Below are 5,280 nucleotides of genomic sequence, written 5' to 3' on the forward strand. Positions count from 1 at the left end.
TTTTAACCATGAAGGTGAAGTCTGTCAGAGCGGGTGAATAAACAGCACCGCCCGCGCACGGTCCCATGATAGCTGATATCTGGGGAACAACGCCGGAGGCAAGTGTGTTGCGAAGGAAGATGTCGGCATAACCTGCGAGGGAAAGAACGCCTTCCTGAATTCTGGCACCGCCGGAATCGTTAAGACCGATCACGGGGCATCCGAGTTCCATAGCTTTGTCCATTATCTTACAGATCTTACGGGCAAACATTTCCGCCAGTGAACCGCCGAAAACCGTAAAATCCTGAGAAAAGACAAAAACTGTTTTCCCGTTAACTTTGCCGTAACCTGTTACAACGCCGTCGCCGAGGAATTTAGTTTTCTCCATTCCGAAATTGTCGCATCTGTGAACGACAAATTTATCAAGTTCGACAAACGTGCCTTTATCAAGCAGTTTGTCGATCCTCTCGCGGGCAGTGAGCTTGCCCTGCTTGTGCTGCTTTTCAATACGCTCAAGTCCGCCGCCGAGCTCCGCAGCTTCATTGAGGTCATGCAGCAATTTAATTTTCTCATCCATTATATATAGCCCCCTCTTAGTGGATATAATACCAAGTAATAAAACATGTTTTAAATTTCTTGTCAACTGTCAATACAAAAAGCCCCTAATTAGGGGTTGTTTATTAATAGGCTTCCACATTAAGCAGTTACGGGATTATATAATCTGGTTTGTTTGTCTGTTTTCTGAGAATGTGTTATTTCGATAATGTCAATTTTAGTTTTATTTTATACTATTCAAAAAGCCTTTTTAAATTGCCGAGAGCTAACTTAACGTTCCACTCCTGAGTGTCTCGTCTTCCACAGAAATTTGAAATTGCGCGAACCTGATATGCTTTTATTCCCAACATGTTGCACACTAATCCGAATGCTGCACCCTCCATGTTCTCAACAGACGCCCCATACTTTTCATGCAAAAGAGGCGATATATCCCCCTCACCATCGAGGAATGAAACAGTATTGGAATTTACTATAGGAAGACTGCCGTATGAATCGAACCTGCAACTACCTTCATCAGCGAATTCGAAGCCCATTTCGTTCAAAGAGGTTATTCTGTCACGGTAGAAAACAGCCTCGTCGGCAAAGAAATCCCTATAGATGGACACAACGTCGCCCACCTTAAGACCGGACTGCCTGTAAGCACCGCAAATCCCTGTCAGAACAGCTTCCTGAACCTTAAATTCGTTGAATACCATGGACGCTGAAAAAGCTGCGCATGTTTTGGTAATACCTATGACGAATATCATAATGTCATTATATTCAGCCTTAAAAATTCCATATTTCCAAAGCATTAGCTCAATATCGGGAAATATTCCCTGAGCCTCTTTAACGGTGGGTACAAATATAGCTTTCATCAGAACTCCTCTTCTACTCCCTCCTTTAACAAAGGAGGGTCGGGGTGGATTTTATTGATACTAATGCAAACACAAGTTCCTGATAAACTAACGATTTATGTAAAACAACAAGACTGCTTCGGGCAATGCCCTCGCAGAGACAGGTTTTTCTTTTTGTCTTCGCGAGAAGCACTAGCCGAAGGCTGAAAACATTTGCCTATTTTTGCAAATGTTTCTGTACCGAGCTTGCTGAAATCAGTCCACTTTAAACTATTTGTCGAATAAAGCGACGACGCGATCTATTTTTTTCTCTTCTTTGTCATCAGTCAGGGAAATGGTTTAATTAAAATTCCTCGTAAAACTCAGGGTATTTATCGAGCTGTCCGCGGTCTTCAAGCACATTCATAGCCTCGTTTATACTCCGCACCAGTCTGTCTCTGTCCTGCGCCAGTCTGCCCTCCAGCGGCAGAAAGTTTGAAACATGGTTGGAACGGAAAATAATATTGCGCCCTTCTATCAATTGTATCATATCTCTTGATTCCTCGAAAATATCGCGGAACGTCGGTTTTTCCAGACCGTTGAAATAATCCTTCTTTCTGCGCAGAAACAGCGTGAGAAAAGAAAGGTATTCCGGTGAAGCTTCCGTCACCCACTTCGCTGTATCCGCAATATGCTCCTGTTTGAGTCTCTTTCCGCCGCCGCCCAGAATCACCATAACGGAAGAAGCAATCCCCGTCTCTTTTATCTGCTTGAACTTCGGCAGTATCTTAAAGGCATCCATGCCCTTGTTCATGAGCTTCAGCACCTCTTTATTGCCGGATTCCAGACCGAAATAAAGGAGTTTCAGTTTACGGTCATAGTAACGCTTCCAGTCCTCCGGCTTGATCTTCATTATAGCCTGCGGACCGCAGTAGGAACTTATTCTTATCAGATTAGGAAATTTTGCATTGAGAGCGTCGAGGATGGTTATCAGATCTTCGGTTGGATATATTACTCCGTCGCCGTCGGCAAGGAATATTTTTTTTACTGTTTTGGCGGAAGAATCGGGTACGGCGGATATCTCCGCGAGTACCCTGTCTAAAGGTTTTATCTCGAAAGGTTTGTGCAGGTACATCCCGCAAAAGGCGCATTTGTTATAGGAACAGCCGTGAGTTATCTGAAAAATAAGCGAGTGTGCCTCGCTTGGCGGTCTGTAGAGTGGTTCAACATGGACAGGCATTACCTTATCCTGTCCAGAACGGCTTCGGTTGCGCCGTGTTTGTTCAGTGTGTAGAAATGCAGTCCGGAAACGCCGGAGGCAAGAAGCCCTCTGCACTGTTCAACAGCGTATTCCACGCCTGTCATAAACTGGTTTTTTTCTGATTTTCCGTCCATCTTTTCCACAAGGAATTTAGGGACAGTCGCTCCGCACATCTGCGTAAACTTCACCACCTGCGCAATGTTTATGATAGGCATTATGCCTGCCACAACAGGAGCTGTTATCCCCGCTTTTTCAAGCCTGTCCATATATCTGAAATAAAGCTCATTGTCGAAGAAAAGCTGAGTAATTATGAAATCCCCGCCAACATCCAGCTTGCGTTTCAGATTTTCTATGTCGGCATCCATACTGGGTGCTTCGGGGTGCATCTCCGGATATCCCGCAACCCCCAGACAGTATTTGTCGCCGTGTTTCCTGCGCAGATACCCAACGAGGTCAGCCGCATAACGGAATTTTCCGTTCCTTTGCTCTGCGGGCATGTCCGTCGGATAATCGCCGCGGAGCGCAAGCAGGTTCTCAACCTTTATAGCATCAACGGCATCTGTTATTTTGTCGATGCTCTCCTCGTCTGCCGCAACACAGGTGAGATGCATCATCGTTGTCAGGTCATGCACCTTTTTAATATGTGTAGTCCATTCGACAGTCTTCTCCTGAGTGGATCCACCCGCCCCATATGTAACTGATACAAAATCAGGTTTATAGTCAACAAGTTCTTTTATGGTTTCATATAGCACATTTTCGCCCTCTTCTTTTTTGGGCGGGAAAAACTCGAACGAAACTGTACGTCTGGCTTTAAGCATGTCAGATATTTTCATGAAACTTCCTTTTTTTAAAATGACCCCTATTATCCTCATAGACTTGGTTGACTGCAAGAAGTTTTTATGACATTGTTTTTTTATGTTAAACAAAGCTTACAAGATCATTTTATATACATTTATATGCTACATTCTGCTTTTGAACATGCTGACATTTCTTGCCTCAGGAAGTCCGAAGGCACTGATAAACCCGTTCTATCTGAAGAACAGAACAATAAGCATGTATCATCTGGCAAAACATGTTGTACTCGTTGCGGGGCTCGGCTTCACCACGTCCGAAACTCACGAGGTTGACGCATTTATAAACACAGCCTGCGAAAAATACGAGGTTGACCCTAAACTGATACATATCATGATAAAAGTTGAATCAAAAGGCAGACAGTTTGCGGTTTCACGCACCGGGGCAATGGGTCTCATGCAGGTGATGCCTGTAACTTTCTTCGATATATCCCACGGCGATCCCTTCCTTGCGGAAGACAACATCGACGCCGGCGTCAAGTATCTTTCAAGACAGCTTAAAAAGTTTGAAGATGTTCCTCTGGCGCTTGCCGCATACAATGCGGGACCGAACAACGTTAAAGACGGAAAAGTGCCTGATTTCGGAGAAACCAGGCACTATATTAAAAAAATTATGGAAGAGTATGAGAGGTAATCAATACCTTTTCAGAATTTCCAGAACGAAATCCTTTTCGGGAGCAAAGGGAGACCATTCGCTGTTCTTTTTAGTAAGAGCATAGTCGACCATAGCCTCTATCTCTTCGTCAGAAAGTATCTCTTTTATAGTCACATCATAACCCATCTCATCCTGCCAACGGGAAATGTTAAACCCGTATTTCTCCATCAGCGCGTCAACAACCATGCATTTTTCAACGCCCGATTCGCGCATCATCTCAAGATAATAAGGCAGAAGAATGGCGTTCGCTGTGCCGTGATGAATCTTCTTTTCGTTTGTCAGGTAATATCCCAGAGCATGAAGCAGTGTGGTTGCCGTGTGCAGAATGACTATGCCGCCAAGTGTCGAGCCGTAAAGAAAATTGACCAGCGTTTCGTCTTTTGTTGTGTCTGCGCCTTCGGCAAATGTCGAAAGGATTATCTCCATACCTGTGATGGCGTGGCTGTCGCTGAACGGATTTGAGCGAACGGACACAAAACCTTCGAGGCAGTGAGTAAAAGCGTCAAACGCCGTGGCATAAAGAGTCTTTCTGTTGAGCGAACGCAAAAACACGGGGTCTATTACCGCATATTTAGGAAATGTGTTCGCTTTGGCAAAATTTATCTTATCCAGCTTTTCGGTATCGGTGACGATGCTGTAATTGTTCATTTCACTGCCGGTTCCGCAGGTTGTGGGTATGCATACCACAGGCAGAGGCTCTTTTTCGAGTTTTTCCTCGGTGAGCAGCTCGTAAAAACCCTTGTTATTGGTGGCAAACGCGGCAATGGCTTTAGATGCATCCAGCGGGCTTCCGCCGCCGAAACCTATCACAACTTCCGCTTTACATTCGCGGGCGAACTTTCCGCCTTTCAGAATGGTATTGATAGACGGGTTCTCCTCAATGCGGTTGAACCAGAGTATGTTCTTATCCTTGAAATATTCGTCCATATACTTGCGGAATCCGGTCTTGTCGGCGGAAGTTGCGCCGCAGACGATGCAAACTGTTTTGTAAGGCTCAAGAAGGGTTTTGAGATTATCTATTGCATTGAATCCGAAAAAGGCATGGACGGGGCTGTGAAAGCTGAACTGCTGCATATTGTCTCCTGAAATGGGAAAAGAGAACAAATTCCCCTAAGCCTTTTAAGGGATCTTTGAAAGGACGTTAACCGTCCTTTCCACCTTTAAAAG

Annotated in this window: 6 protein-coding genes; 1 reads left to right on the forward strand and 5 read right to left on the reverse strand. The window is 44.8% G+C overall.

All coding sequences use genetic code 11. The features are described from left to right. From LRY47_RS01750 to metF, 4 genes are all read right to left on the reverse strand, one after another. The coding region (locus tag LRY47_RS01750) for a carboxyl transferase domain-containing protein (RefSeq protein ID WP_295221934.1) at nucleotides 1-556 on the reverse strand (556 nt) is incomplete at its 3' end. Nucleotides 557-767: 211 nt separating this feature from the next. After that, nucleotides 768-1,388 (reverse strand): hypothetical protein, encoded by a 621-nt coding sequence (locus tag LRY47_RS01755; protein ID WP_295221936.1) that lies wholly within the window; start codon nucleotides 1,386-1,388, stop codon nucleotides 768-770. 322 nt (nucleotides 1,389-1,710) lie between these two features. Then, complete coding sequence (locus LRY47_RS01760; RefSeq protein ID WP_295221937.1) at nucleotides 1,711-2,586, reverse strand: radical SAM protein; 876 nt, start codon at nucleotides 2,584-2,586, stop codon at nucleotides 1,711-1,713. Then, complete coding sequence (gene metF, locus LRY47_RS01765; protein WP_295221940.1) at nucleotides 2,586-3,440, reverse strand: methylenetetrahydrofolate reductase [NAD(P)H]; 855 nt, start codon at nucleotides 3,438-3,440, stop codon at nucleotides 2,586-2,588. The genes LRY47_RS01760 and metF overlap by 1 nt, the downstream gene beginning before the upstream one ends. A gap of 82 nt (nucleotides 3,441-3,522) precedes the next feature. Between metF and LRY47_RS01770 the strand changes: the two genes are divergently transcribed. Beyond that, nucleotides 3,523-4,092, forward strand: a complete 570-nt coding sequence (locus LRY47_RS01770) for a lytic transglycosylase domain-containing protein (protein ID WP_295221942.1) — start codon at nucleotides 3,523-3,525, stop codon at nucleotides 4,090-4,092. Here the strand turns inward: LRY47_RS01770 and LRY47_RS01775 are convergent, their stop codons facing one another. Next, nucleotides 4,093-5,187 (reverse strand): iron-containing alcohol dehydrogenase family protein, encoded by a 1,095-nt coding sequence (locus tag LRY47_RS01775; RefSeq protein ID WP_295221945.1) that lies wholly within the window; start codon nucleotides 5,185-5,187, stop codon nucleotides 4,093-4,095. Between the last annotated feature and the right edge of the window lie 93 nt (nucleotides 5,188-5,280).

This window comes from Seleniivibrio sp. (assembly GCF_021209385.1).
Lineage (GTDB): Bacteria > Chrysiogenota > Deferribacteres > Deferribacterales > Geovibrionaceae > Seleniivibrio.